Raw genomic sequence first — 21,492 nt, 5'->3', positions numbered from 1 at the left:
CGATGGGCGCCCACGGCATCCCGACCCGCACGACGGTGCGTCTCGCCACGGCGGCCCTGGCCGTCACGACCCTGCTCGGCCTCGGCGTCGCCCCGGCCGCCGCCGCGCAGGCCGCGGCCGCCGACTGGTACGTCGACCCGGCCGGCGAGGTGGACTACGAACGGTCGGCCGACCTCGCCTATGAGTTCCTCGACGACCGCGTCGACGAGTACTGCAGCGCCGACGCGATGTGCCTGCCGCGCAGCTATCAGGGCGGCTTCTTCACCACACCCGACTGGGATTACACCTCGTCGTTCCTCTACGACGACGCCCTGATCGTCATGGCGTACGCCGCGCGCGGCCTGCCCGACGACATCAGGCGCGCGCAGTCGATCGGCGACGCGCTTCTGTTCGTGCAGGCGAACGAGCCGGTGTTCTCCGACGGCCGCACGCGCGCCTCGTATCAGCCGGTCAGCCTGCGCGAGGGTGCGGTGGAGATCGGATCCGGCGCCTCGAACACCGGCAACCAGGCCTGGGTCGGCATGGCGCTCGCCCGTCTCTTCGACCTCACCGGGGAACAGCGCTACCTCGACGGCGCCCTGCGTCTCGCCGACTGGATCGTCACGAACACCGTCGACACCGACCGGGGGCCGTTCGGCTACATCGGCGGCCAGGACGCCGAGGGCAACTCGCTCACGTTCAAATCGACCGAGCACAACATCGACGTCACGGCGTTCTTCACCCAGCTGTCTGTCCTCACCGGCGACGCGTCGTGGACCGACCGTGCCGCGCTCGCCGCGGGCTTCGTCGCGGCCATGCAGACGGACGACGGATTCCTCTGGACCGGCACGCACACCGACGGCGTCTCGACGAACTACTACCCGGTCCCGCTGGATCCGCAGACGTGGAGCTTCCTCGCGACCGGCGATGAGCGATACGGGTCGGCGCTCGCCTGGACGGTCGAGAACCTGCACGCCGTCGACGCGCCGTACGAGGGCCCGGCGTTCAGCAGCGCCGACGTCTCGAAGGTGTGGTTCGAGGGGACGGGGCAGCTCGCCCTCGCCCTGCGCCTCCGCGATGCGCCCGAGGACGCCGCGTACACACGGTCGATCCTCGCCGCAGCCGAGCTCGCGCAGCGTCAGGCCGGGAACGGCGACGGTCGAGGCATCGTCGCGGCGTCCAGTGACGGCCTCGACACCGGGTTCGGGGACCTGTATTACTCGAGCCTGCACACGGGTGCGACATCCTGGTACCTGCTCGCGCTCGCCGCGTACAACCCGTTCCGCCTGGACGACGACGACGCGACGCCGCCGGTCACCGGGACGCCGACGGCGCCCGAGGGAGGAGAAGCGTCGGGCGCCGCCCTCTCACCGAGCGACTCGGCCTCAGCCGCAGCCGCACTCGCGGAGAGCGGAGGGGGCGCGCCGCTCTCCGCTGCGTTCCTCGCCGGGGCTGCGGTGCTCGCCGGCGCCGCGTTGCTGCGTCGTCGCGGCACTGCTCGGCGATGACGTCGGAGGCGCGGCAGGGCTGGACGGATCGGCGCGTCGGGAGACAATGGGCTGTGGCCGATCTCCGCATCACGACCAAGGCGCTCCCCGAGCACAACCGCCTGCGCAATCGCGCCATGCTGCTGCAGACCCTCTTCCACGACGGGCCGCGCAGCCGCGCCGACATCGCGCGCGGTTCGGGTCTGAACAAGGTCACCGTGTCGGCGATCGTCGCCGACCTCATCGAGCAGGGCATCCTCGCCGAGCTCGGACACTCGACCGACGTGCGCGTCGGCAAGCCGGCCACCCTCGTGGCGATCGACGACGACTCGCGATCGATCATCAGCCTCGATCTGTCCGACACCCTGTCGTTCCGCGGTGCCGTGATGAACCTGCGGGGCCGGGTCGTGCACCAGAAGCGCGTCGACATCGTCACCGAGCGGGGAGCCGACGCCGTCGCGCAGGCCATCGCACTCGCCGAGGAGCTCTTCGCCCTCGCCCCGGCACCGGTGCTCGGCATCGGAGTGGGAAGTCCCGGCGTCGTCGACCGGGAGGGTGTCGTGCGCTTCGCCCCGCACCTCGGACTCTTCGACACCGACCTGCGCGGGGCGCTCGGCGATCGGTTCGACCTGCCCGTCCACGTCGTCAACGATGCGAACGGCATGGCGCTGGCCGTGCACACGTTCCGCGAGAACGACGGCCGCAGCATCCTCATCGTCACGATCCAGCGCGGAGCGGGTGCCGGGCTCATCGTGGGGGAGAACCTCATCGACGGTATGGACTTCACGGCCGGCGAGATCGGACACGTCGTCGTCGACCCGCGCCGCCGGACCGAATGCCTCTGCGGACGCTCGGGCTGCCTCGACGCGATCGTCGCCGTGCCGGCCCTCCGGCGCCGGCTCGAGGCAGGCGAGGAGCGGACGGACGTGATCGACGACGCGGCGGATGCCCTCGCCGCCGCCGTCGCGCCCATCATCTCGCTGCTGGGAGCGACCCACGTCGTGATCGTCGGGCCGGAGGACGTGTACGACGAGGAGTTCGCGCAGCGCACCCGTGCGCACCTGGCCGAGCGCACCCTGCCCTCCACGACGAGCTCGATCGGCGTCGACATCGCGTCTGACGGCGCGCTGCTCGCGCTGCAGGGTCCGCTGGTCGCTGTGTTGTCGGCCGAACTGGGCATCTCGTGAGGGTCGGAGGGGAGAAGGCCCTTCCGGAGCACACCCGGCAGGCGAACCGCTCGCTCATCCTGCGCACGCTCTTCCGCAGCGACCCGATGAGTCGCGCCGACCTCGCACGGGCGACCGAGCTCACCAGGGTGAGCGTGTCGCGCATCGTCGACGACCTCGCTGCGGAGGGCATCGTGCGCGAGAGTGGCCCGAGTCCCGAGGGCCGCGTCGGCAAGCCGAGCATGCTCATCGCGCTGAACCCCGACGCGTACCACGTCGTCACCCTCGACCTCTCGGCCTACGCCGAGCTGACGGGCGCGATCATGAACCTCGCCGGCGACGTCGTGCACACCATGGTCGTGCCGACCGACGGCGCGCGCGGCGACGAGCTGCTCGCGAAGGTGTGCGCACTGGCATCCGCCCTCGTGAAGCGGTCGACCGTGCGCGTGCTGGGCGTCGGCGTCGGATCACCCGGTGTCGTCAACGCCGACGGCGTCGTGCGCGAAGCCGTCGCCTTCGGCTGGCGCGACCTCGACGTCGGTGCGGCCGTGTCGGCCGTCGTGCCCGTGCCCGTGCACGTGGCGAACGACGCCAACGCCGCAGCCCTCGCCGCCCGCACCTACGGGCAGCCGGTCGTCGACAACCTCGCCCTCGTGCGCATCGGCCAGGGCATCGGAAGCGGCGTGATCGTCGCAGGAGCGCTCGTGACCGGCGAGCGCTTCACAGCGGGAGAGATCGGGCACGTGCTCGTCGACGAGGGCGGCGAGGTGTGCCGCTGCGGTCGGCGCGGATGCCTCGAGGTCGTCGCGGCGACCCCGTTCCTGCGCCGCCGACTGGCGGATGCCGGAGACGACACCGACGCCGTGCTCGCCGCCGCCGGTCAGGCGCTCGGACGGGTGCTCACGCCGGTCGTGGCCGCTCTCGGCCTTGAGCAGGTGGTGCTGTCCGGGCCTCCGGACGTGGTCGGAGACGTGTTCCTCGAGGCGGCGAAGGCGGCGATCGAGCACGAGGCGCTGGCCATCGTCACCGACGACTTCGAGATCCGCGTGGCGGTGCGCGGCGACGACATCGTGCTGCTCGGCGGCACCGCCCTCGTCGTCGCCGAGGAGCTGGGCATCCGCTGACGCGTCCCGCTCTCGTCGCCGTCTGCGCCCCCGCGCGGAACCACCCCTTTTGCGCCGAGCCACCCCCTTTTGCGCTGTACGCACGGGGGTGGCTCGCGTGGAAGGGGCGGCTCGCGTGGAAAGGGGTGGGGCCGGGGCGGTTCGCGCCGGCGTCAGGCGGCGGCGCGGGCGACTGCGGCGACGGCGCTCGTGAAGAAGTCGAGGCCGTCGACACCGCTGCGCATCGCGGCGGTCGTGTCAGGGCCGAAGCCCGGCTCCGTGGCGTGCTCGGGGTGGGGCATGAGACCCACGACGTTGCCCGCCTCGTTCGTCAGACCCGCGATGTCGCGCAGCGATCCGTTGGGGTTGACGCCCGCGTAGCGGAACGCCACGAGCCCCTCGCCCTCGATGCGGTCGAGCGTCTCGTCGTCGGCGATGTAGCCGCCGTCGGCGTTCTTCAGCGGGATGACGATCTCCTGGCCGGTGCGGAACCGGTTGGTCCACGCGGTGTCGGAGTTCTCGACGATGAGTCTCTGGTCGCGACGCACGAAGTGCTGGTGGTCGTTGCGGATCAGGCCGCCGGGCAGCAGGTGCGCCTCGACGAGCATCTGGAATCCGTTGCAGATGCCGAGCACGGGCATGCCCTTCGCCGCGGCATCCTTCACCTCGGCCATGATCGGCGAGAGCGCGGCGATCGCGCCGGCACGCAGATAGTCGCCGTAGCTGAAGCCACCGGGCAGCACGAGCGCGTCGACGCCTTCGAGGTCGTGCGATCCGTGCCACAGGGCGACGGGCTCGGCACCGGCGATGCGGACGGCGCGCTGCGCGTCGCGGTCGTCGAGCGAACCGGGGAACGTGATGACCCCGATGCGCGTGGTCATTCGGCGACCTCGATGCCGACCACGTCCTCGATCACGGAGTTCGACAGCACGTCGTCGGCGATGCGACGGGCCTCGGCGAGCACCTCTTCGGTGACCTCGCCCTCGACGGTGAGCTCGAAGCGCTTGCCGATGCGGACGTCGGTGAAGCCCTCGACGCCGAGGCGCGCGAACGCTCCGGAGACGGCCTTCCCCTGCGGGTCGAGCAGTTCGGGCTTGGGCATGACGTCGACGACGATGGTGGGCATGACGGCTCCAAGAGTCGCGGGCGGACGGGCACCCTCAGTCTACCGGCTCGCCGGCGCGTCGATTCGCGAGCGGGCGCGGGTCAGGCGTGGAAGACGGTGTGCAGGTCGCCGATCGCCTCGCGCCCGCCCAGGCCGTCGATCTCGAACAGCACCGAGATGCCGACGACGTGGCTGCCGAGGCGCTCCACGAGCTCGCGTCCGGCCGCGAGCGTGCCGCCTGTCGCGAGCACGTCGTCGATCAGCAGCACGCGTGACCCCACGGGCAGGTCGTCGTGCATCTCGATCGTCGCCGTTCCGTACTCGAGGGCGTAGTCGACGGATGCCGCGGGGCGCGGCAGCTTGCCCGCCTTGCGGATCGGGATGAGGCCGACACCCGCCGCGATGGCCGCGGCACCGGCGAGGATGAACCCTCGCGCCTCGATGCCGGCGACCACGTCGAACTGACCGGCGAACGGCTCGACGATCGCGTCGGTCGTGGCCTTTAGTGCCTCGGCATCCGCCAGCAGCGGCGTGATGTCGCGGAAGATGATGCCCGGTTCCGGGTAGTCCGGAATGCTGCGGATCAGCGACTCGGCGCGGGTGAGGGCGGGGGAGAGTTCGGTGTCGGGCACCGGTCAAGGGTACGCCGTCTCCGCACTGTCGAGAATCTCGGACGGGAGCACGTTCTGCGGCCTGGGACGCCAGTGACGGGCCGCAAAGCGTGGCGATGGCCGCAGAAGTTCGCACCATGCTCGCGCTTGACATCGATGGGAGCGCTCCCATAGAGTCGCCACCATTGCTGTGGGAGCGCTCCCACAGCATCCACGACCTTGCATCACCACCGCACGACCCACCACGAAGGAGTGACCTGTGAACACACGTGCCCGCACCCGGATCCTGACGGCGACAGCCGCGGCATCCGTCTCCGCCCTCGCCCTCGCCGGCTGCGCAGCGACCGGATCCGGCGACGCCGAAGGAGGCGACGGTGACATCACGCTCACCGTCACCACGTTCGGCACCTTCGGCTACGACGACCTCTACGACGAGTACGAGAAGGCGCACCCGAACATCACGATCGAGGCGACCAATATCGACACCGGCGGCAACGCCCGCACCGACGCGTTCACCAAGATCGCCGCCGGCTCCGGCCTCAGCGACATCGTCGCGATCGAGGAGGGGTGGCTCGGCGCCATCATGGACGTCTCCGACACCTTCGTCGATCTGCGCGACTACGGCATCGAGGATCGCAAGGGCGACTGGGTCGACTGGAAGTACGGACAGGCGACGGATGCCGAGGGCCGCGTCATCGGCTACGGCACCGACATCGGCCCGAGCGGCATCTGCTACAACGGCGCCGCGTTCGAAGCAGCGGGCCTGCCGAGCGACCGCGAGTCGGTCGCCCAGCTGCTCGACGGCGACTGGGAGAACTACTTCACCGTCGGCGCCGACTACACCGCCAAGACCGGCAAGGCCTGGTACGACCACTCCGGCTTCGTGTGGAACGCCATGGTGAACCAGCTCGACGAGGGCTACTACACCGCCGACGGCGAGCTCAACGTCGAGGGCAACGCCGAGCTGCAGGAGCGCTTCGAGCTGCTCGGCGCGGCGACCGAGGGCGGACAGTCGGCCGCGCAGACCGCGTGGGACTGGAACGGAGGCAAGTCGTTCGTCGACGGCACCTTCGCCACGTTCGTCTGCCCGGGCTGGATGCTGGGCGTCGTGCAGGGGCAGGTCGAGGCAGGCGGCGGCGACGCGACCACCGGCTGGGACTTCGCCGACGTCTTCCCCGGCGGCGCGGCCAACTGGGGCGGTGCGTTCCTGTCGATCCCGGAGTCGTCGCAGCACAAGGAGGCGGCGGCCGAGCTGGCCGACTGGCTGACGCAGCCCGAGCAGCAGGTCAAGCAGTCGGCGGCAGCGGGCAACTTCCCGTCGACCGTGGAGGCGCAGGAGACGCTCGCCGCGGATGCCACACCCAACGCGTTCTTCAACGACGCGCCGACCGGTGCGATCCTCGCCGAGCGCGCCAAGGGCGTGGTCGCGCAGTTCAAGGGCGCAGACGACTCCGTCATCCAGGAGAACGTGTTCGGGCCCGCTCTCAGTGCACTCGACCGCGGTGAGACCGACACCCAGGGCGCCTGGGAGCAGGCGATCGGTCTGCTGAACGAGCTCGTCGGCTGACCTCGTCGCGCGCGTAGGTCACCGCGTTCCGTCTCGCTCCGCTCGCTCGACGACCCGCCGGTCACCCCCGGGTCGTCGAGCGAGGACGACCGAGTCGACCGAGACGAAACGCGGTGACCGGGTCACACTCCGCACCCGGCATCCGACCATCGATAAGGAACCCCCATGACTCTCACCGAAGAGCGTCCGGCGACGGCATCCGTCGCGTCGAAGACGGATGCCGTGCCGCCGCGCTCCTGGCGCCACCGCCTCTCGCGGTTCGACCAGAACGCCTCGCCGTACTTCTACATCTCCCCGTTCTTCCTGTTGTTCGGCCTCGTCGGGCTCTTCCCGCTGCTGTACACGGTGTGGGTGGCGGTGCACGAGTGGGATCTGCTGAAGGGGCAGGGCGAGTTCGTCGGGGCAGGCAACTTCGCCGAGATCCTCGCCGACGGCATGTTCTGGAACTCGGTGGGCAACACCCTGAGCATCTTCGTGCTCTCGGCCGTCCCGCAGCTGGCCGTGGCCCTGCTGATCGCGTACCTCCTCGACCGGGGTCTGCGGGCGCCGACGTTCTGGCGCATGAGCGTGCTGATACCGTTCGTGGTGACGCCGGTCGCGGTGGCGATCATCTTCTCGAGCATCTTCAACGAGGCCGACGGTCTCGCCAACAACCTCCTCAACCTCATGGGGATCGCCGACCAGCAGTGGAAGCACGACACGTTCCTGTCGCACATCGCGATCGCGGTGATGGTGAACTTCCGTTGGACGGGCTACAACGCGCTGATCCTCCTCGCGGCGATGCAGGCCGTGCCCCGAGACCTGTACGAGTCGGCGGCGCTGGACGGCGCGGGGGCGGCTCGGCGGTTCTTCTCGATCACCATCCCGACGATCCGGCCGACGCTGATCTTCGTGATCATCACGGCGACGATCGGCGGTCTGCAGATCTTCGCCGAGCCGCGGCTGTTCGACGTGTCGACGGCCGGCGGCATCGGCGGCAGCGACCGGCAGTTCCAGACGACCGTGCTGTTCCTGTGGGAGATGGCGTTCTTCCGCCGCGACCTCGGCGAGGCGTCGGCGGTCGCCATCCTGCTGTTCCTGCTGATCGTCGGCATCGGCGTCATCAACTTCCTGCTCTCCCGACGGATCTCGACGGGAGACGGGCCACGGACCCGCTCGGCACGACGACGAGCTCGCACCACGACCTCGGAGGACGCACGATGACCGCCACGCAGGCACTCAGCGTGCCGGAGAAGATCCGTCGGCGCAGGGCCGCCGGCGGCAACGCGGGCATCGGCAGCCGTCCCGGCTTCCTCACCTACGGGCTGCTCGCGGCATTCATCATCGGCAGCGTGTATCCGCTGTGGTGGTCGATCGTCGTGGCGAGCGGCACCAACGCGACGCGCGGCGAGACGCTGCCGCTCGTCCCGGGTGGCAACTTCTTCGCCAATGCCGTGAAGGTGCTCGACGCGATCCCGTTCTGGCTCGCGCTCGGCAACTCCTTCCTCATCTCCGCGATCATCACGCTCTCGGTCGTGACGTTCTCGACGCTCGCCGGCTACGCCTTCGCGAAGCTCCGGTTCCGCGGCAGGGACGGGCTCATGGTCTTCGTGATCGCGACCATGGCGATCCCCACGCAGCTCGGCATCATCCCGCTCTTCATGCTCATGCGCGAGCTGGGCTGGACCGGGTCGATCGGCGCCGTGATCGTGCCGACCCTGGTGACGGCGTTCGGCGTCTTCTTCATGCGGCAGTACCTCGTCGACGTGATCCCCGACGAGCTCATCGAGGCGGCGCGGGTCGACGGCGCCAACCAGTTCCGCACGTTCCTCACGGTGGGCGTGCCGGCGGCTCGTCCGGCCATGGCCATCCTGGGACTGTTCACGTTCATGACCGCCTGGACCGACTATCTCTGGCCTCTGATCGTGCTGTCGCCGCAGAACCCGACCCTGCAGACCGCGCTCAGCCAGTTGCAGTCGGGCTACTACATCGACTACTCGATCGTGCTCGCGGGTGCCGTGCTCGCGACGCTCCCGCTGCTCGCGCTGTTCGTCGTCGCGGGGCGCCAGCTCGTGAGTGGCATCATGGCCGGCGCGGTGAAAGGATGACGTCCATGACCCGAGCCTTCCCCGAGGACTTCCTGTTCGGAGCCGCCACGGCGGCCTATCAGATCGAGGGCGCGGCGTTCGAAGACGGCCGGACGGCGTCGATCTGGGATGCATTCAGCAGGGAGCCCGGTGCCGTGGTGCGCGGCGACAACGGCGACGTGGCGTGCGACCACTACCACCGTTACCCGCAGGACGTCGGGCTCATGAAGGAGCTCGGGCTGCAGACCTACCGTTTCTCGACATCGTGGTCGCGGGTGCGTCCGGACGGCGGCGCCGTGAATGCGCAGGGCGTCGACTTCTACGACAGGCTCGTCGACGAGCTGCTCGGCGCCGGCATCCTGCCCTGGCTGACGCTGTACCACTGGGACATGCCGCAGGCGCTGCAGGAGTCGGGCGGCTGGACGAATCGCGACACCGTCGGGCGGTTCCTCGAGTACGCGGGAACGATGCACGACGCGCTCGGCGACCGCGTGAACGTGTGGACGACGCTCAACGAGCCGTGGTGCTCGTCGTTCCTGTCGTACACGGGAGGGGAGCACGCACCCGGCCACACGAGTATCGCCGAGGGGCTGCTCGCCTCGCACCACCTGCTGCTCGCGCACGGCGAGACGGTGCGCGAGCTGCGCGCACGCGACGCGAGCCTCAACCTCGGCATCACGCTCAACCACACGGTCGCGGACCCGGCCGACCCCGCGAACCCGGCCGACGTCGACGCCGCGCGGCGGGTCGACGGGCAGTTCAACCGCTGGTTCCTCGACCCCATCTACCTGGCGCAGTATCCCGCCGACATCGTCGAGGACATCCGTGCGGTCGACGCCGGGGCGATGGCCCGCTTCGAGGATGCCGTGCACGACGGCGACCTCGCGACGATCGCGCAGCGCATCGACACGCAGGGCGTCAACTACTACCACGGAGACCTCGTGGCAGGAGAGGCGCAGGCCGAGCCGCCGCAGGTCAGTGGACCGGCGACCGACCGCCCCGGCCGCAGCCCGTACCCGTCGAGCGCTGGCATCCACCCGGTGGAGCGCGGTCTGCCGCGCACGGCCCAGGACTGGGAGGTGCAGCCCGAGGGTCTCACGCGTCTGCTGCAGCGGGTGTGGACGGAGTACGCCGAGCCCGCAGGCACGGTGCTCTCCGTCACCGAGAACGGCGCCGCCTACGACGACGTCGCCGTGATCGAGGATGGCGAGACCCGGGTGCACGACGAGGACCGCGCGGAGTTCCTCCGCCTGCACCTGGATGCCGTGCTCGACGCGGCGGACGCGGGGGTCGACGTGCGCGGCTTCTTCTACTGGTCGCTGTTCGACAACTTCGAGTGGGCCTGGGGCTACGACAAGCGCTTCGGCATCGTGCGGGTCGACTACGACACGCAGGAGCGGAGCGTGAAGGACTCGGGCCGGGAGTACGCTCGGATCATCGCCGCCCGAGCGCTCTGACACCGGTCGGCGGATCTGGGAAGACCCGACCGTCGGCCGGGTGGAGGGGAGAGCCGTGGCGACTCGCGCGACCATCGAAGAGGTGGCCTCGGCGGCCGGGGTGTCCCGATCGACGGTGTCCCGTGTGGTGAACGGCTCGACCGCGGTGAGCCCCGAGGCGCTCGACGCCGTGCAGCGTGCGATCGCCGAGCTCAACTACGTGCCCAACCGTGCGGCGCGGTCGCTCGCGTCGCGGCAGACGCACGCGATCGCCCTGATCGTGCCCGAGGACACGACGACGTTCTTCGGCGACCCCTTCTTCGCGGCGATCGTCGCGGGCATCACGGGCGCGCTGCGCGGTTCGGACTATCTGCTCAACCTGCTCATCGCGACCGACGACCCCGGCGACAAGATGGCCAGCTTCGTGCGCAACGGCGGCGTCGACGGCGCGCTGATCGTCTCGCACCACACGAGCGACGTGTTCATCGAGCGCGTGGCAGACGCCGTGCCCGTGGTGTGGGGCGGTCGCCCGATGCAGCGCCGCGAGGGCGACTTCGTGGTCGACGTCGACAACGTCGCGGGCGCCCGCGCCGCGACGCAGCATCTGCTCAGCACCGGTCGCCGCCGCATCGCGACGATCACGGGTCCCCTCACCATGGTGTCGTCGGGGGACCGGCTGCAGGGCTTCCGCAACGCGCTGGCGGATGCCGGTCTCGCGCCCTTCGCCGAGGAGGCCGGCGACTACAGCGAGGCCAGCGGGGCGGATGCCGCGCGCCGCATCCTCGCGACGGGCACCCCCGACGCGATCTTCGTCGCGAGCGACCTCATGGCGAGGGGGGCGCTGACGGCCCTGCGCGCCACCGGCATCCGCGTGCCGGACGACGTGGCGCTGGTCGGGTACGACGACTCCTCGGTCGCGCTGACGACGGATCCGCAACTGACGACCGTTCGCCAGCCGATGTACGCGCAGGGCGAGGCGATGGCGGGCGTGCTGCTCTCGCACCTCGCCGGTGAGGCGCCGGAGACGACGACGATCCTGCCGACCGAGCTGGTCGTGCGCGGCTCCGCCTGACCTGGGCGGGAGATACACGGGTGCGGACCCGACGCCCCTCCGAGGGGGCCCGCACCCGTGTGGCCTGCGCGAGCGGTCTGTCATGTGACGGATCGCGAAAGATTGAATGTTCGTTCAAAGGATATCGTAGAGGCGTGGCATCGATTTCGATGTCGTCCGATCCTGGGGAAGTGGACACCATGGCCCGTTCCGACGAGCAGAACAGGCAGGCCCGTGAGCGGGCGCGCGAGAAGATCCTCCTCGCGGCGATAGAACTCTTCGGGGAGAAGGGCGTCGCGGGCGCCAGCATCTCCGACATCACCCGCCGCGCCGGCGTCGCGCAGGGACTCGCGAACTACCACTTCGGCGGCAAGGACCAGCTGATCTCCGCCGTCATCGACCGGTGGTTCGAGACGCTGTTCGGCATCCCGCAGGTTCCCGGCACCCCCGACGAGCGTCTCGCCGGCATCATCGACGGTGTCTTCCTGGCGACAGGCTTCGCGATGCCCGTGCAACGTGCCGTGCTGTCGATGCAGCAGCAGCCGGTCACGCACCGCCTCTTCGCAGAGTCCGAGCAGCGCTTCGGACAGCAGGCCACGGAGTCCGAGAACATCGTGCGCGAGCTCTTCCGCGAGCGCGGCGCCGACGACCCCGCTCTCGAAGAGGTCATGCTGCGCAGCACCCTCGAGGGCGCGATCATCAAGTACGCCGTGTACGGCGAGTCGTTCCCGCTCGAAGACGCCCGGCGTTGGATGCACAGGATCTACGGACTCCCCGAGCCCACGGCACCGCTCGACCTCGACCTGCCCCCGCGCGACGAGGACCTGCGCATCCGCGCGATCCGCGCCGTGCGCAGCTGATGAGGAACGGGCGACGGCTCGGACTCCGGATGCCGCAGCGCGCCGCATCCGGAGTTCGAGCCGTCGTCTGTGTCCCGAGCGGTCAGGCGGGGTCGCCGCCGAGCGGTCCCACCGCCTCGAGGGGCTTCGGGTCGTCGGCGCCCGTCTTGCGCGCCCGGGCGATGAGGTTGCCCAGGTGGTAGATGAGCAGGGCGGCGACCGTGCCGAGCACGATGCCGCCGAACGCGAAGTCGCCGAGGTTCATCGAGAAGCCGGCGATGCCGATCACGAGCGACACCGCGGCCGTGTACTGGTTCACGGGGCGTGAGAAGTCGACCTTGCTGTCGACCCAGATCTTGATGCCGATGATGCCGATCAGGCCGTAGAGCGCCGTCGTCGCTCCGCCGAGTACGCCCGCCGGGATCGAGTTGAACACCTCGCCGACCTTCGGCGAGAACGCCAGCAGGATCGCGAAGAGGCCGGCCACCCAGTACACCGCTGTCGAGTAGACGCGGGTCGCGGCCATCACGCCGATGTTCTCGCCGTAGGTCGTGGTGCCCGAGCCGCCGAAGCCGCCGGCGATGGTCGTCGCGACGCCGTCGGCGATCAGCGCGCGGCCGGTCTGCTTGTTGATCGACGCGTCCTCGGTCATGGTCGCGACGCCGCGCACGTGACCGACGTTCTCGGCGATGAGCACGAGCACGACGGGCAGGAACATCGCGATCGTCGACCAGGTGCCCGGCTCGACGAAGTCGGGGAGCTGGAAGTCGGGGAGGCCGATCCAGGGGGCGTCGGCGATGAGCTCGGCGGGAGTCTTGCCGTCGCGGAGCGCATTCGGCACGTCGAACGACCCGGTGAAGGCGGCCCAGACGAAACCGACCGCGACGCCGAGGAAGATCGAGATACGACCGAGGAACCCGCGGAACAGCACCGCGAACAGGATGATCGCGACGAGCGTGATGGTCGCGGTCACCGGGTCGAGCTGGAAGTTGTTCCACGCGGTCGGCGCGAGGTTGAAGCCGATCAGCGCGACGATCGCGCCGGCGACGACCGGGGGCATCAGCGCGTCGACCCAGCGCAGGCCGGCGAACTGCACGACCAGGCCGACGACCGCGAGCAGGATGCCGACGGCGACCACGCCCGCGAGGGCCGAACGCGTGCCGCCGGCGGCGACCGCGGCGGTGATCGGCGCGATGAACGCGAACGATGAGCCGAGGTAGCTGGGCAGCTGGTTCTTCGTGATCAGCAGGAAGACGAGGGTGCCGAGACCGCTGAACAGCAGGGTCGTCGAGACGGGGAATCCGGTGAGCGTCGGCACGAGGAACGTGGCGCCGAACATCGCCACGACGTGCTGGGCGCCGATCGCGATCGTGGCGGGCCAGTTCAGGCGCTCACCCGGGGTGACGACGGCGCCTGGTTCGACCGTGCGGCCGTTTCCGTGGATCTTCCACAGGGGCATACGGGCTCCTCAGTGATCGGGGGTGTGGGAGTGCTGGAGCAACCCTATCGATTCCTGAGTGTTCCCTGGGTGCGGGGCCGCTCGCGGTGCGGTGTCAGGCTCCCAGGCGGTCGATCAGCTCGCGGTAGCGGTCGGCGGTGCGCTCGACGACATCCTCGGGGAGCGCCGGCGGCTCGCCCCGCTTGTCCCAATTCGCGGCGAGCCAGTCGCGCACGATCTGCTTGTCGAAGCTGGCCATGCGCTCGCTCGGGGTCGTCCCGGTGCGCCAGGCCTCGGCATCCCAGTACCTCGACGAGTCGCTGGTGAGCACCTCGTCGGCCAGGCGCAGCACACCGTCGACGTCGGTGCCGAACTCGAACTTCGTGTCGGCGAGGACGAGGCCGTGCTCCTCTGCGATCGCGGCAGCGCGGGCGTATATCGCGAGGGAGGCGTCACGCAGCTCGGCGGCGCGCTCGGGGCCGACGAGTTCCTCGACCTTCTCGAAGGTGATGTTCTCGTCGTGCTCGCCCATCGGCGCCTTGTATGCCGGCGTGAACAGGGGCTCGGGCAGGCGATCGCCGTTCTGCAGACCCTCGGGAAGGGGGATGCCGCAGACGGTGCCCCTCTCGGTGTACTCCGCCCATCCGGAGCCGGTGATGTATCCGCGCACGACGCACTCGATCGGCAGCATCTCGAGCGATTGGGCGAGCATGGCGCGGTCGGCGACCGACGCGGGCACGTCGCCCTCGGCGAGGTGGTTCGGCACCTCGAGGCGGTCGAACCACCAGCGGCTCAGCCGCGTGAGCAGGGCGCCCTTCTGCGGGATGCCGGGCGACAGCACGAAGTCGAACGCGCTGACACGATCGGACGCCACGACGAGGATGCGGGTGTCTCCCGGCTCGGCGGAGGCATACAGGTCGCGGACCTTGCCCGAGTAGAGGTGGCGCCAGCCGGGGATCGTCTGCGGCGTGCTGTCGGAGGACGTGCGGTCGGAAGCGGTGCCGTCGGAAGGTGTGCTCACCCGCCCATTATCGCGGGTCGTCGAGCGGCTGTCGGCCCTGTGTCAAGGGCTGGTGTCGGCATCCACTGTCCGCGACGCTCGAAGTGACGAGCGGAGGAATCATGTCGAAGGACCTGTCCAAAGGCGACCGGGTGAGCTGGAACACCTCGCAGGGCCGCACCCGCGGCACCGTGCAGCAGAAGAAGACCGCCGACTTCGAGTTCGCGGGGCAGCACTTCACGGCATCCGCCGACGAGCCGGCGTACATCGTGAAGTCGGAGAAGAGCGGAGACGAGGCGGCGCACAAGGGGTCGGCGCTGCGCAAGCTCAAGAGCTGAATCGGGCGGGACTCGCGCAGGCGGCCCCGACGCTCGCTCCCGCCCATCCCGCACGCGACCCTTCGTCCTCCACCGGATGTGCAGGGGATGCCCAGCATCCGGAACATCGATGAGACCGAACATCAGCTGTGCGCGGAGGTGACCCACGGGGGCTGGGTCCGCCCTCGCGCGCTCGCGCACATGTCGGTCGAGGAAGGGCGAGAGTCGTCAGGTGTGCGAAGGGTGGGAGGAGCATCTGGGGTGCGTCCTCCCGCCCGCATCCGGATGCCGGGGCGAAACCGACGCGCGAAGGCGCTGAGACGGGTTGCGTGCGGTGCTCTGCGAAGCGTATAGTCCACCTGGACTAGTCGAGATGGAGGATGCGGTGAAGAGCCCGGTCGACACACTCACGCCCATGGGGGTCATGGTGCTCGCGCTGCTGCGCGAGAGCGACATGCACCCCTATGAGATGGTGCGTCTGCTGCGCGCCCGCCACGACGACCGCCTCATCGCCATCACCAACGGGACGCTGTACCACACCGTCTCCCGGCTGCAGAAGAACGGGCTGATCGACGAGATCGGCATCGACCGTGACGGCAACCGCCCCGAGCGCACCACCTACACGCTGACGGATGCCGGGCGCGACACCGTCATCGCGTGGGTGCGCCGCGAGCTGCCGCGCGTCGATCGGGAGACCGACTTCCGCATCGCGCTCGCCGAATCCCACAACCTCGAACGAGACGACGTGCGCGCGCTGCTGCAGGAGCGTCGCGCCGCACTCGTCGAGACCCACGACATGCACCGCCACGGCCTCGACAAGGCCAGGGCGAAGGGCGTCCCCGCCCAGGTGCTCGTCGAGATCGAGAGGGAGGAGATCCTGCTCGGCGCCGAACTGCGCTGGCTCGACTCGCTCCTCGCCCGACTCGACGGCGACGACCTCCCCTGGGGGCCGACCGCCTTCACCGACACAGATCGCTACCTCGCTCAGCGAAAGGCTGCACAGCAATGACCGAATCCCGTCAGGCGACAGGACCCGACACCGGGACCTTCGCCGCCGGACAGCGCCCCGCGAGCCCCTGGCCCGCCCTGTGGGCGCTCGTCATCGGCTTCTTCATGATCCTCGTCGACACGACGATCGTCTCGGTCGCGAACCCGGCGATCAAGGCCGCGCTCGACCCGAACACCAACAACCTCGACAACGTCGTGTGGGTCACCAGCGCCTACCTGCTCACCTACGCCGTGCCGCTGCTCATCACCGGACGCCTCGGCGACCGCTTCGGCCCGAAGAACATCTACCTCATCGGCCTCGCGATCTTCACGCTCGCGTCGCTCTGGTGCGGTCTGTCGACCTCGCTCGAGGGGCTGATCGTGGCGCGCGCCGCGCAGGGACTCGGCGCGGCGTTCATGACGCCGCAGACGATGGCGGTCATCACGCGCACATTCCCGCCGAACCGCCGGGGCGCCGCCATGGGCCTCTGGGGTGCGACCGCCGGTGTGGCGACGCTCGTCGGCCCGCTGCTCGGCGGCGTCCTCGTCGACGGCCTCGGCTGGGAGTGGATCTTCTTCGTGAACCTCCCCGTCGGCGTCATCGCGTTCATCGCCGCGTGGATCCTCGTACCCAAGCTGCAGACGCACCCGCACCGCTTCGACATCCTCGGCGTCCTGCTCAGCGCGGCCGCCATCTTCCTCGTCGTCTTCGGACTGCAGGAGGGCGAGAAGTACGACTGGGGCGTCATCTGGGGCCCGATCTCGGTGTGGGGCCTGATCATCGCGGGCATCGTCGTGATGGGACTGTTCATCTTGCAGCAGTGGAAGACGAAGAGCGAGGCGCTCGTGCCCCTCGAACTCTTCCGCGACCGCAACTTCTCGGGCGCCAACATCGCGATCGCGACCGTCGGCTTCGCCGTGACGAGCATGTCGCTGCCGCTGATGTTCTTCCTGCAGATCGCGCGCGGACTCGCGCCGACCCAGGCGGCGCTGCTGATGATCCCGATGGCCGTGTTCTCGGGCGTGCTCGCTCCACTGGCCGGGAAGATCCTCGACCGCACCGACCCGCGGTTCATCCTCATCCCCGGGCTCGTCATCTTCGCGTCGGCGCTCGCCTGGTACTCGTCGCTGGTGCGCATGGACACCGAGATCTGGATGTTCCTGTTCCCGTCGGCGCTGCTCGGCATCGGCAGCGCGGGCATGTGGGGGCCGCTCGCCACCACGGCCACGCGTCGCCTCCCGATGCGTCAAGCAGGGGCCGGCGCCGGCATCTACAACACGACCCGCACGATCGGCTCGGTCATCGGATCGGCCGCGATCGCGACGTTCATGCAGGCGCGGCTCGAGGCGAACCTGCCCGGCATGGGCGATTCCGCCGGGTCGATAAGCTCGGGCGGCACCCTGCCCCCGCAGGTCGCCGACGGGTTCGCCGCGGCCATGTCGCAGGCGATCCTGCTCCCGGCGAGCGTGATCGTCATCGGATTGATCGCGGCGTTCTTCCTGCGCGGAGCGCCCAAGGCGACGGATGCCGGTGCGCCCGCCGCATCCGCTCCCGCCGCCGACCCCGCGCCGACGGCCTGACGGGGAGCGGCCTGCAGCGCGTCATGTGTCGCGGAGAGCCGCCTCCCGCAACAAATCCGGGTAGGCATCCGCCACTTCGTCGGAGTCGATTGACGTGATCATCCACGGCAGTTCGTCGTAGGGTTCTGCCTCCAATAGTCTCGCGAGCTCACGCTTCAATCTTCCTGTTATCTCAGAATCTGCGATGAGCGCGATTCGAAACTCCACGACATGGGCTTCAGATGAATTCGCCATAATGCGCCTCTTCTCAGAATCGACGTCCGCCAGGACGACCACTGCGTGAAGACACATCGACTTGGCAGTGGCGCTTGTACTGCCCAGTCTCAATCCGAGTATCGACGTCCTTCAGCGCGGCCGAACGGGCGTTCAGTTCGCTGTTACTCTCACCGTAGCCTTCGACGTAGCCCAAGACGCTATGAGGCTTGATCTGCACCACCTGGCATTTCGCGGTTGCCTTGTACACGGCAGCTTCCGCAGCCGTGGGAAGGCTGAACCCGAGAAAGGCAACCAGTGCGAGGCTAAGAAGAGCTATGCGCCGCCTGGTTTTTGGGGACATGTTGAACTCCTTGTCGTCTGAATCACGCGAGCCTCAGTCGCTCGCGTCACCAGTGAAATGGAGAGCAAAGGTCCCGAAAAGAGGATGAGACCGCTCTATACCGAGATAGCGACATCCTCGGTGCCTCTTGACCTCTAACGAGGAGTCGCTCATCCCGCCCTACCTGCACACGGCGTCTGACCGGATGACAAGACGGCTCGGCACGTTTCGTCTCGCTTCGCTCGCTCAACGACCGGCGGGATGCTGCTCATCCGACGCCAGCCGACGGCCCGCGGTTTGGCGGGCGGGACGGGGTGTGATTGCATCGGGCGATGAGCGTCGAACTCGTCCGCCCCACGTCCGCCCTCTTCGACTCCTGGGCCTCGGCCGTCGCCGAGTTCGGTGAGGGTCACATCGACGGATCGGGTCTCCACGCGCCGGTCACGCCCGACCGGGCCACGCTCGACGCCCTCATCGCGAAGTCCGAACTGCTGGCGGACACGTCGGCCGAACTCCCCGCCGACTCCGTGCACAACGACCTGTACTGGATCGTCGATGACGGCGAGGTCGTCGGGTTCGTCTCGTTCCGGCACGAGCTCAACGAATGGCTGCGCGAGGTCGGCGGCCACATCGGGTACGCGGTGCGCGCATCGCGGCGCCGCGAGGGGTACGCCTCGGCGGGCCTCGCGCTCGCACTGGATCGCGCCCGCGAACTCGGCCTCGATCGGGTGCTCGTCACCTGCGACGACGACAACGTGGGGTCGTACCGCACGATCGAGCGGGCGGGCGGGGTGCTGCAGGACGTGACGGACCAGAGCGCTCGCGGCCACTCGATGCTGCGCCGGTACTGGATCGACGTCGCGGGGCCGCAGGCGCGCGCCAAGTAGGGTGGAACCTCGGCGGCTGTCCGGTCGCAACATCCGATCCGAGGAGCATCCGTCGTGATCCCGAATCCCTTCCCCGCGACCGCGCGCCTGCGCCGACTCGGTCGCACCGTCGGCGCGATGGCGCTGACGGCGTTCGTCGCCGCGGGCGCCCTGCTCGGCGGCGCGACCGCCGCCACGGCCGACACCACCGGCGAGACCTACGTCATCGGCACCGACACCACGTTCGCGCCGTTCGAGTTCACCTCGCCCGAGGGCGACCTCGTCGGCATCGACATGGACCTGCTCCGCGCGATCGCGGAGGACCAGGGGTTCGAGGTCGAGATCCGCCAGCTCGGCTTCGACGCCGCGGTCCAGGCGCTGCAGGCCAACCAGGTCGACGCGGTCATGGCCGGCATGTCGATCACCGACGAGCGCACGCAGACCTTCGACTTCAGCGACCCGTACTTCACCAGCGGCATCCAGCTCGGTGTGCTCGACTCCAGCGACATCCAGTCTCTCGACGACCTCGACGGCAAGGCCGTGGCGGTCAAGACGGGTACGCAGGGTCAGACCTTCGCCGAGGAGAACCAGGACGAGTACGGCTTCCGCATCACGCCGTATCAGGACACGACCGACATGGTGGATGCCGTGAAGGCCGGCCAGGCCGTCGGATACTTCGAGGACTTCCCGGTGCTCGCGTACGGCATCCAGCAGGGCTCGGGCTTCCGCCTGGTCGGCGACCCGGAGCTCGGCGGCGAGTACGGCTTCGCCGTCAACAAGGGGATGAACCCCGAGCTCATCGAGATGTTCAACGCGGGGCTCAAGAACCTGCAGGACTCGGGCGAGTACGACGAGATCGTCGACCGCTACCTCGGCGACGCGGAGGCCGGCGAGGGCGGACAGGCCCAGGCCACCGACATCATCTCGGTCGCCGTGAAGTACTGGCCAGCGCTCATGCAGGGCCTGTGGCTCACGATCCTCGCGACGCTCGTCGCGATCGTGGCGGCCTTCATCCTCGGGCTCGTCTTCGGGTTCGGGCGCATCTCGCGCATCGCGCCGTTCCGCTGGATCGCCACGGCGTACGTCTTCGTGTTCCGCGGCACCCCGATCCTCGTGCAGGCGTTCTTCGTGTTCTTCGCCATCCCGCAGCTGATCCCTGGCCTCACGTTCGACCCGTTCGTCGCAGGGGCGATCACCCTCTCGCTGAACACCGGCGCGTACATGACCGAGATCATCCGCGGCGGCATCCAGGCCGTCGACCCCGGCCAGAACGAGGCGTCGCGGTCGCTGGGTCTCAGCCACTGGAAGACGATGCGCAAGGTCGTGCTGCCGCAGGCGTTCCGCATCATGATCCCGTCGTTCGTGAACCAGGGCATCATCACCCTCAAGGACACGTCGCTCATCAGCGTGATCGGTCTCGCGGAGCTCACGTTCCAGTCGCGGCAGATCATCGCCTCGACGTACCTGTCGGCCCAGGTGCTGACGATCGTCGCCATCATCTACTTCGTCGTGATCACGCTGCTGACGCTGCTCGCGAACCGCCTGGAGAGGACGTTCAACGCATGAGCAAGATCGAGGTCAAGGACCTGCACAAGTCCTTCGGCGACAACGAGGTGCTCAAGGGCATCGACCTGACTGTCGAAGACGGCGAGGTCATCGCGGTGATCGGCCCGTCGGGCTCGGGCAAGTCGACGCTGCTGCGCTGCCTCAACAAGCTGGAGGAGCCCACGTCGGGACACGTCGTCATCGACGGCGTCGACCTCACCGACAAGAGCGTCAAGCTCGACGAGGTGCGGCAGCGCATCGGGATGGTGTTCCAGCACTTCAACCTCTTCCCGCACATGACGGTGCTCGAGAACATCACGCTCGCGCCGGTCGAGACGGGGCAGATGACGAAGGCGGAGGCCCGCGAGCGCGCCCTCGCGCTGCTCGACCGGGTCGGTCTCTCGGAGAAGGCCGGTGCGAAGCCGGCATCCCTCTCCGGCGGTCAGAAGCAGCGTGTGGCGATCGCCCGCGCGCTCGCGATGGACCCCGAGATCATGCTCTTCGACGAGGCGACCAGCGCACTCGACCCCGAGATGGTCGGAGAGGTGCTGCAGGTCATCCGCGACCTCGCGTCCGGTGGCATGACCATGGTGCTCGTCACCCACGAGATGGGGTTCGCGCGCGAGGTCTCTGGTCGCACGGTGTTCATGGACGGCGGTGTCGTCGTCGAGCAGGCGCCTCCCGCCGAGCTGTTCGGAGCCCCCAAGAACGAGCGTCTGAAGGACTTCCTCTCGAAGGTGCTCTGACCCGCCCCTTATTCCCTTCCCGCGAACCACCCCTTTCGCGTCGAACCACCCCTTTCGCGTCGAACCA

At 69.1% G+C, this 21,492-nt stretch carries 21 protein-coding genes; 15 read left to right on the top strand and 6 right to left on the bottom strand.

Annotated elements, in window-relative coordinates:
- Positions 1–2: 2 nt before the first annotated feature.
- Genes RAC69_RS15705 through RAC69_RS15695 form a run of 3 tightly spaced genes read left to right on the top strand, consistent with a single transcriptional unit; the run spans position 3 to position 3,756 of the window.
- Positions 3–1,487, top strand: coding sequence for a hypothetical protein (locus RAC69_RS15705; RefSeq protein ID WP_375087651.1), 1,485 nt, complete (start codon positions 3–5; stop codon positions 1,485–1,487).
- A gap of 53 nt (positions 1,488–1,540) precedes the next feature.
- Positions 1,541–2,653, top strand: coding sequence for an ROK family protein (locus RAC69_RS15700; protein ID WP_375087650.1), 1,113 nt, complete (start codon positions 1,541–1,543; stop codon positions 2,651–2,653).
- Positions 2,650–3,756, top strand: coding sequence for an ROK family protein (locus RAC69_RS15695; protein WP_375087649.1), 1,107 nt, complete (start codon positions 2,650–2,652; stop codon positions 3,754–3,756). The genes RAC69_RS15700 and RAC69_RS15695 overlap by 4 nt, the downstream gene beginning before the upstream one ends.
- Positions 3,757–3,908: 152 nt before the next feature.
- Here RAC69_RS15695 and purQ read toward each other — a convergent pair whose 3' ends face one another.
- The 3 genes from purQ to RAC69_RS15680 form a co-directional block, all read right to left on the bottom strand.
- The gene (gene purQ, locus RAC69_RS15690; protein WP_375087648.1) at positions 3,909–4,616 is read right to left on the bottom strand and encodes a phosphoribosylformylglycinamidine synthase subunit PurQ; all 708 of its coding nucleotides are present in this window, start codon (positions 4,614–4,616) and stop codon (positions 3,909–3,911) included.
- A complete protein-coding gene (gene purS / locus RAC69_RS15685; protein WP_341935756.1) occupies positions 4,613–4,861 on the bottom strand; it encodes a phosphoribosylformylglycinamidine synthase subunit PurS in 249 nt (82 codons plus the stop codon). Before purS ends, purQ begins: the two co-directional genes overlap by 4 nt.
- An 80-nt stretch (positions 4,862–4,941) precedes the next feature.
- The gene (locus RAC69_RS15680) at positions 4,942–5,472 is read right to left on the bottom strand and encodes an adenine phosphoribosyltransferase (protein WP_341935755.1); all 531 of its coding nucleotides are present in this window, start codon (positions 5,470–5,472) and stop codon (positions 4,942–4,944) included.
- A gap of 238 nt (positions 5,473–5,710) precedes the next feature.
- On the opposite strand from RAC69_RS15680, the gene RAC69_RS15675 reads away from it, so the two are divergent.
- The 6 genes from RAC69_RS15675 (at position 5,711) to RAC69_RS15650 (ending at position 12,431) form a co-directional block, all read left to right on the top strand.
- Complete coding sequence (locus RAC69_RS15675; RefSeq protein WP_375087647.1) at positions 5,711–7,018, top strand: ABC transporter substrate-binding protein; 1,308 nt, start codon at positions 5,711–5,713, stop codon at positions 7,016–7,018.
- Between the two features lie 165 nt (positions 7,019–7,183).
- Entirely contained in the window at positions 7,184–8,221 is a 1,038-nt protein-coding gene (locus RAC69_RS15670) for a carbohydrate ABC transporter permease (RefSeq protein WP_375087646.1), read from the top strand.
- Positions 8,218–9,105 carry a carbohydrate ABC transporter permease gene (locus RAC69_RS15665; RefSeq protein WP_375087645.1) on the top strand — a complete coding sequence of 296 codons (888 nt, stop codon included), beginning with the start codon at positions 8,218–8,220 and terminating at the stop codon, positions 9,103–9,105. Before RAC69_RS15670 ends, RAC69_RS15665 begins: the two co-directional genes overlap by 4 nt.
- A gap of 5 nt (positions 9,106–9,110) precedes the next feature.
- On the top strand, positions 9,111–10,541 hold the full coding sequence (locus RAC69_RS15660; protein WP_375087644.1) for a GH1 family beta-glucosidase: 1,431 nt from the start codon (positions 9,111–9,113) through the stop codon (positions 10,539–10,541).
- Between the two features lie 55 nt (positions 10,542–10,596).
- Entirely contained in the window at positions 10,597–11,592 is a 996-nt protein-coding gene (locus RAC69_RS15655) for a LacI family DNA-binding transcriptional regulator (RefSeq protein ID WP_375087643.1), read from the top strand.
- Between the two features lie 179 nt (positions 11,593–11,771).
- Entirely contained in the window at positions 11,772–12,431 is a 660-nt protein-coding gene (locus RAC69_RS15650) for a TetR/AcrR family transcriptional regulator (protein WP_375087642.1), read from the top strand.
- Positions 12,432–12,513: 82 nt separating this feature from the next.
- Here the strand turns inward: RAC69_RS15650 and RAC69_RS15645 are convergent, their stop codons facing one another.
- Together RAC69_RS15645 and RAC69_RS15640 are read right to left on the bottom strand one after the other, a co-directional pair.
- Entirely contained in the window at positions 12,514–13,869 is a 1,356-nt protein-coding gene (locus tag RAC69_RS15645; protein WP_375087641.1) for a uracil-xanthine permease family protein, read from the bottom strand.
- Between the two features lie 94 nt (positions 13,870–13,963).
- Positions 13,964–14,869, bottom strand: coding sequence for a phosphoribosylaminoimidazolesuccinocarboxamide synthase (locus tag RAC69_RS15640; protein WP_375087640.1), 906 nt, complete (start codon positions 14,867–14,869; stop codon positions 13,964–13,966).
- A gap of 101 nt (positions 14,870–14,970) precedes the next feature.
- Between RAC69_RS15640 and RAC69_RS15635 the strand changes: the two genes are divergently transcribed.
- From RAC69_RS15635 to RAC69_RS15625, 3 genes are all read left to right on the top strand, one after another.
- Positions 14,971–15,186, top strand: a complete 216-nt coding sequence (locus tag RAC69_RS15635; RefSeq protein ID WP_375087639.1) for a DUF2945 domain-containing protein — start codon at positions 14,971–14,973, stop codon at positions 15,184–15,186.
- 352 nt (positions 15,187–15,538) lie between these two features.
- Complete coding sequence (locus RAC69_RS15630; RefSeq protein ID WP_375087638.1) at positions 15,539–16,174, top strand: PadR family transcriptional regulator; 636 nt, start codon at positions 15,539–15,541, stop codon at positions 16,172–16,174.
- Entirely contained in the window at positions 16,171–17,733 is a 1,563-nt protein-coding gene (locus RAC69_RS15625) for an MFS transporter (protein WP_375087637.1), read from the top strand. Before RAC69_RS15630 ends, RAC69_RS15625 begins: the two co-directional genes overlap by 4 nt.
- A 21-nt stretch (positions 17,734–17,754) precedes the next feature.
- Here RAC69_RS15625 and RAC69_RS15620 read toward each other — a convergent pair whose 3' ends face one another.
- On the bottom strand, positions 17,755–18,009 hold the full coding sequence (locus RAC69_RS15620; RefSeq protein ID WP_375087636.1) for a hypothetical protein: 255 nt from the start codon (positions 18,007–18,009) through the stop codon (positions 17,755–17,757).
- Positions 18,010–18,600: 591 nt separating this feature from the next.
- On the opposite strand from RAC69_RS15620, the gene RAC69_RS15615 reads away from it, so the two are divergent.
- The 3 genes from RAC69_RS15615 to RAC69_RS15605 are packed head-to-tail and all read left to right on the top strand — an operon-like array spanning position 18,601 to position 21,425.
- Positions 18,601–19,155 carry a GNAT family N-acetyltransferase gene (locus RAC69_RS15615; protein WP_375087635.1) on the top strand — a complete coding sequence of 185 codons (555 nt, stop codon included), beginning with the start codon at positions 18,601–18,603 and terminating at the stop codon, positions 19,153–19,155.
- A 54-nt stretch (positions 19,156–19,209) separates the two neighbouring features.
- Entirely contained in the window at positions 19,210–20,700 is a 1,491-nt protein-coding gene (locus tag RAC69_RS15610) for an amino acid ABC transporter substrate-binding protein/permease (RefSeq protein WP_375087634.1), read from the top strand.
- Positions 20,697–21,425 carry an amino acid ABC transporter ATP-binding protein gene (locus RAC69_RS15605; RefSeq protein ID WP_375087633.1) on the top strand — a complete coding sequence of 243 codons (729 nt, stop codon included), beginning with the start codon at positions 20,697–20,699 and terminating at the stop codon, positions 21,423–21,425. The genes RAC69_RS15610 and RAC69_RS15605 overlap by 4 nt, the downstream gene beginning before the upstream one ends.
- Positions 21,426–21,492 lie beyond the last annotated feature (67 nt).

Origin of the sequence: Microbacterium sp. LS_15, assembly GCF_041954735.1 — a bacterium.
Lineage (GTDB): Bacteria > Actinomycetota > Actinomycetes > Actinomycetales > Microbacteriaceae > Microbacterium.
The sequence above is the reverse complement of the archived record's forward strand: the minus strand, read 5'-3'. Positions and strand labels throughout refer to the sequence as shown.

What these genes read in the sequence shown, in the direction of transcription:
- RAC69_RS15630 (WP_375087638.1), top strand. Translation starts at nt 15,539, where the DNA reads ATGGAGGATGCGGTGAAGAGCCCGGTCGACACACTCACGCCCATGGGG.
- RAC69_RS15615 (WP_375087635.1), top strand. Translation starts at nt 18,601, where the DNA reads ATGAGCGTCGAACTCGTCCGCCCCACGTCCGCCCTCTTCGACTCCTGG.
- RAC69_RS15670 (WP_375087646.1), top strand. Translation starts at nt 7,184, where the DNA reads ATGACTCTCACCGAAGAGCGTCCGGCGACGGCATCCGTCGCGTCGAAG.
- RAC69_RS15650 (WP_375087642.1), top strand. Translation starts at nt 11,772, where the DNA reads ATGGCCCGTTCCGACGAGCAGAACAGGCAGGCCCGTGAGCGGGCGCGC.
- purS (WP_341935756.1), bottom strand. Translation starts at nt 4,861, where the DNA reads ATGCCCACCATCGTCGTCGACGTCATGCCCAAGCCCGAACTGCTCGAC.
- RAC69_RS15660 (WP_375087644.1), top strand. Translation starts at nt 9,111, where the DNA reads ATGACCCGAGCCTTCCCCGAGGACTTCCTGTTCGGAGCCGCCACGGCG.
- RAC69_RS15635 (WP_375087639.1), top strand. Translation starts at nt 14,971, where the DNA reads ATGTCGAAGGACCTGTCCAAAGGCGACCGGGTGAGCTGGAACACCTCG.
- RAC69_RS15625 (WP_375087637.1), top strand. Translation starts at nt 16,171, where the DNA reads ATGACCGAATCCCGTCAGGCGACAGGACCCGACACCGGGACCTTCGCC.
- RAC69_RS15705 (WP_375087651.1), top strand. Translation starts at nt 3, where the DNA reads ATGGGCGCCCACGGCATCCCGACCCGCACGACGGTGCGTCTCGCCACG.
- RAC69_RS15645 (WP_375087641.1), bottom strand. Translation starts at nt 13,869, where the DNA reads ATGCCCCTGTGGAAGATCCACGGAAACGGCCGCACGGTCGAACCAGGC.
- RAC69_RS15605 (WP_375087633.1), top strand. Translation starts at nt 20,697, where the DNA reads ATGAGCAAGATCGAGGTCAAGGACCTGCACAAGTCCTTCGGCGACAAC.
- RAC69_RS15665 (WP_375087645.1), top strand. Translation starts at nt 8,218, where the DNA reads ATGACCGCCACGCAGGCACTCAGCGTGCCGGAGAAGATCCGTCGGCGC.
- purQ (WP_375087648.1), bottom strand. Translation starts at nt 4,616, where the DNA reads ATGACCACGCGCATCGGGGTCATCACGTTCCCCGGTTCGCTCGACGAC.